The organism is Microbacterium sp. (genome assembly GCF_049661145.1).
GTDB lineage: Bacteria > Actinomycetota > Actinomycetes > Actinomycetales > Microbacteriaceae > Microbacterium.
Genome location: NZ_JBASZT010000363.1, coordinates 1 through 1,806, shown reverse-complemented (window position 1 = coordinate 1,806; position 1,806 = coordinate 1). Strand labels below are relative to the sequence as shown.

Genomic DNA, 1,806 nt, shown 5'->3' with positions numbered 1-1,806 from the left:
GTCTCGCGCGCGGCAGTCGCGGCGTGGCCGGTCGTCCCGCCGGGAAGACCCACCGGCACCACGAGGCCAGTGCGGTAGGCGGCGGTGAGGATGCCGCCGAGCACCGCCGTGCCGAGGACGGCCCCGACCTCGTACGCGGTCTCTGACACGGCGCTCGCCGCGCCGGCCTTGGAAGGCGGGGCGCTCGCGAGGATGAGGTCGTTCGAGACCGTCTCGGCGGCGCCGATCCCGATGCCCAGCAGTGTGAAGGCACCGACGAGCAGCGCCAGCGCACCGTCGCCGACGGCCAGCGGCACCAACAGGTACGCCACGATCGAGAACGACAGCGCGACCGGGACGACGACCCGCGGTGACCGGCGACGCGCGATCGGCACCACGAGCAGTCCCGCAACGATCATCGCGGTCATGCCGGGGACGAGCGCGAGGCCGGCGTTCATGGGCGACAGGCCGATGATCAGCTGCAGATGCTGAGCGACGAAGTACAAGAATCCGACCAGTGCAACGACGCTCAGCAGGTTCACCAGCAGCGCTCCGCTGAAGGTGCCGCACGAGAACAGGCGCATGTCGAGCATCGGCCGCTCGGCAGCCAGCTGGCGACGCACGAACGCGACTCCGAAGCCCGCGCCGAGCACGGCCAGCAGGAGCGGCGTCGGGCCGAACCCGTGCACGGCGACGTGTTTGATGGCAGCGACGAGCGGGACCATCGTCAGCATCGACAGCGCGATCGAGAGCGGGTCGATCCTGCCCGAGCGGGGGTCGCGGCTCTCCGGCACGAGGAGCGGGGCGAGCACGAGCAGCGGCACCAGGACCGGCACCGACAACAGGAACACCGCGCCCCACGGGAAGTGCTCGAGCAGTATGCCGCCCACGATGGGCCCGAGCGCGGCACCCGCCGAGAACATCGATGCCCACACCGCGATCGCGAGACGCCGCTGGTCGCGGTCGGTGAAGATCGACCGCAGCAGTGACAGCGTCGACGGCATGAGCATCGCGCCGAACACGCCCATGCCGGCGCGCGCGGCGATCAGCCAGGCCGCGCTCTGCGCGAAGGCCGCGAGCACGGACACGCCGGCGAAGCCAGTCGCGCCGATCAGCAGCATCCGCCGCCGCCCGAAGCGGTCGCCGAGCGTACCCATCGTCACGAGGAGCCCCGCGAGCACGAGCGGGTAGGCGTCGATGATCCATAGTTGCTCGGCGCTGGAGGGCTGCAGGCTCAGCGAGATGTCGGGCAGCGCGAAGCTCAGCACCGTGTTGTCCACCGAGACGAGCAGCACCGGCAGCATGAGCACGACCAGGGCCACCCAGCCCCGCCAGCCCACACGCTGTGCTTCCGCATCGGCCAGGGCGAGTTCTTCTGTCAATGTCATGATTTCTATACCGTCCAGCCGGTATAGTAACAGATCCTCCTGGGCCTGACGCGAGAGGATGGAGTCATGCCCCGCCCTCCCCGCGCCCGCGAGAGCGTCCTCGACGCCTTCGAGGCGGCGTTGATCACGGACGGGGAACGCGGCGCCACAATGGATGCCGTGGCCCGCGCGGCCGGCGTGTCCAAGGGCGGGCTGCTGTACCACTTCGCCTCGAAGGACGCGCTTGAGCGGGCGCTGCTCGACCGTCTGGCCGCCATCGTGGACGACGACGTCGCGGCGATGTCCTCGTCCCCCGACGGCCCGGTCGCGTACTTTCTGCGCACCTCCGTGATGGACGACGACCCACTCGACCGGGCGCTCGTGGCGGTGGCACGGTTGGCTCAAAGCGGGCGCGCCGACGCCGCCGAAGCCCTGCGCCGCGCGCGAGCGCGATGCGCGG

At 70.7% G+C, this 1,806-nt stretch carries 2 protein-coding genes; one reads left to right on the top strand and one right to left on the bottom strand.

The annotated features are described in order from the left end of the window. On the bottom strand, positions 1–1,367 hold a 1,367-nt coding region (locus tag WBP48_RS15000), incomplete at its 3' end, for an MFS transporter (protein WP_424441558.1). Between the two features lie 66 nt (positions 1,368–1,433). On the opposite strand from WBP48_RS15000, the gene WBP48_RS14995 reads away from it, so the two are divergent. Beyond that, a partial coding sequence (locus WBP48_RS14995) for a TetR/AcrR family transcriptional regulator (RefSeq protein ID WP_424441557.1) occupies positions 1,434–1,806 on the top strand: 373 nt, incomplete at its 3' end.